Genomic DNA, 1,656 nt, shown 5'->3' with positions numbered 1-1,656 from the left:
GTTAGGTGGTGGGCCCAGACATCATCCATTCCGATGGCGCGATGTCATAGGAGTCTTGTGCACAGGCAACGGCCTCCTCAAGGGTTTCATGCCAGGTATCGGCGGCATAGCGCCCATCCAACGAATGGCAAACAAGCAAGAAGTTCTTGTTTCCATCGTCCGTGATCTCGAATCGAAACTCGATCTCCAGCGCGTTATCGTCATCCGGATCTGCGGGCGACCACCCACTGTTTGGGTGCCCGAGGATGCGTACCGCTCGGCGAGCGATGGTTGCGTAGGATTTCATTGATGCGCTCTGACGTTGGCGCTCAGCGGGCGGCGGAGCCGTCCGCTGCAGCAATTGGTTAGGTAGCACTCTTCGACTCCGAAGAATCAGAGCTTGCCACGCTGACCATAGGAATAGTGAACAACGAAAGCCCTGCTCCAACCAAGTAGGTCCAGATAACGGCCGATTCGACAAATGGCGGCATAAGCAGTTGAAGGATTGCCTGTCYCGAAAAGACCCCGAGAAGAAAATATGCGGAGACACCGCCGACAAGGAGGGTCGGCAGCATAGGAGCCTTGTTTCGGACCAAGGTCACGCCAATGATTGCTGAGAGGACGGCGCAAATCACGATGGCAGCCGCCGCACGACCCGCCCCTACGTGCGAAAGCCAACGCGCACCCCCAAACGTCCTTCCCATTGCGTAGAGGCCAAACACGTAGTAAGCGCTCTGCATGAACCACAGGACTGCGAAGAATCTTTTCGCCAGAGTCATCTTGATACCTAACGTTGAAGACAAGCGGCGCCGAAGGCGTCCGACTTGGTTGACCAGTTATGCCTCATTTGCGCTTACCTTCGAACCTGTCAGTCAACTCGTAAAGCAGGCGAAGCTCTTCTTCTTGCCTCGGGTCACCCTCCAGCAAATCGATGCGATGACGCACGAAGTAGAACTCGGCTTCGCCACGGATGGAGCCTCGCGTTTTGATCTTTGTGAGGCGCTCGGCTTCCTTGGCCAAGAAATCCGGGTAGTGGGCTGACGTTGCTGCCGCCAATGCATGGATGGCGCTCTTGCGCGCCTCGGGCTGCATTGATTGCACCAACATTGGTGTCTCGCGAAGACCTTGTTCCATGCCTGCGGCAAGCGCTGATCGAGGAGCAACAGTTGCCGTCACATATTGGTCTCGGATGCCAGTCCAGTTGTCCACCAGGCGCTTCGCCGTCGGATCGTCGAGCTCGGCGATGCCGTCATGGAATTGGTCGAAAACCGCGATCAATTTCGCGAGCTTGTCACTTCGTACCACGGAACATTCCTGAGGCATAACGTGCGAACTCAGCGKACGGCGAAGCCGTCCGCTGCAGCGAAAGGTTGAGCATCAAGTTTCTCGCTGCTTGCATGGAATGTTGGGCACCCCAGCGTGGTGCCCACGCAGTATTGGATCAGGCCGGCCAGTTTCTCGTTTAGCAATGCACGGCTGCCCAACTCTGGAACCGACGACTGATCGGTGTCACGCTCAGAGCGCAGACTCCAATGGCCGGGTAGATGGAGCAAATCCGCGAGTGCAGCTTCGAACTGTTCAGCGGAGGGCCAGGGGTAGGCGCGGCTGTGATCGAGCGTTGGCAGCAGATCGACAAGGAGTTCGTCCGCGAGGGGTTGAGCGATGACCGTACCGATC

The 1,656-nt window shown here is 57.3% G+C and carries 3 protein-coding genes; all 3 read right to left on the bottom strand.

All coding sequences use genetic code 11. From position 1 onward, the window contains the following. Window position 1: 1 nt before the first annotated feature. Window positions 2–286: a hypothetical protein gene (locus tag ACXJKR_RS31790; RefSeq protein ID WP_457326247.1), complete on the bottom strand. Its 285-nt coding sequence runs from the start codon at window positions 284–286 to the stop codon at window positions 2–4. A 536-nt stretch (window positions 287–822) separates the two neighbouring features. Continuing rightward, entirely contained in the window at window positions 823–1,284 is a 462-nt protein-coding gene (locus tag ACXJKR_RS31785; RefSeq protein WP_457326246.1) for a hypothetical protein, read from the bottom strand. A 29-nt stretch (window positions 1,285–1,313) separates the two neighbouring features. Continuing rightward, on the bottom strand, window positions 1,314–1,656 hold a 343-nt coding region (locus tag ACXJKR_RS31780; RefSeq protein WP_457326245.1), incomplete at its 5' end, for a hypothetical protein.

It is taken from the genome of Roseateles sp. P5_E11, assembly GCF_054049355.1.
The sequence above is the reverse complement of the archived record's forward strand: the minus strand, read 5'-3'. Positions and strand labels throughout refer to the sequence as shown.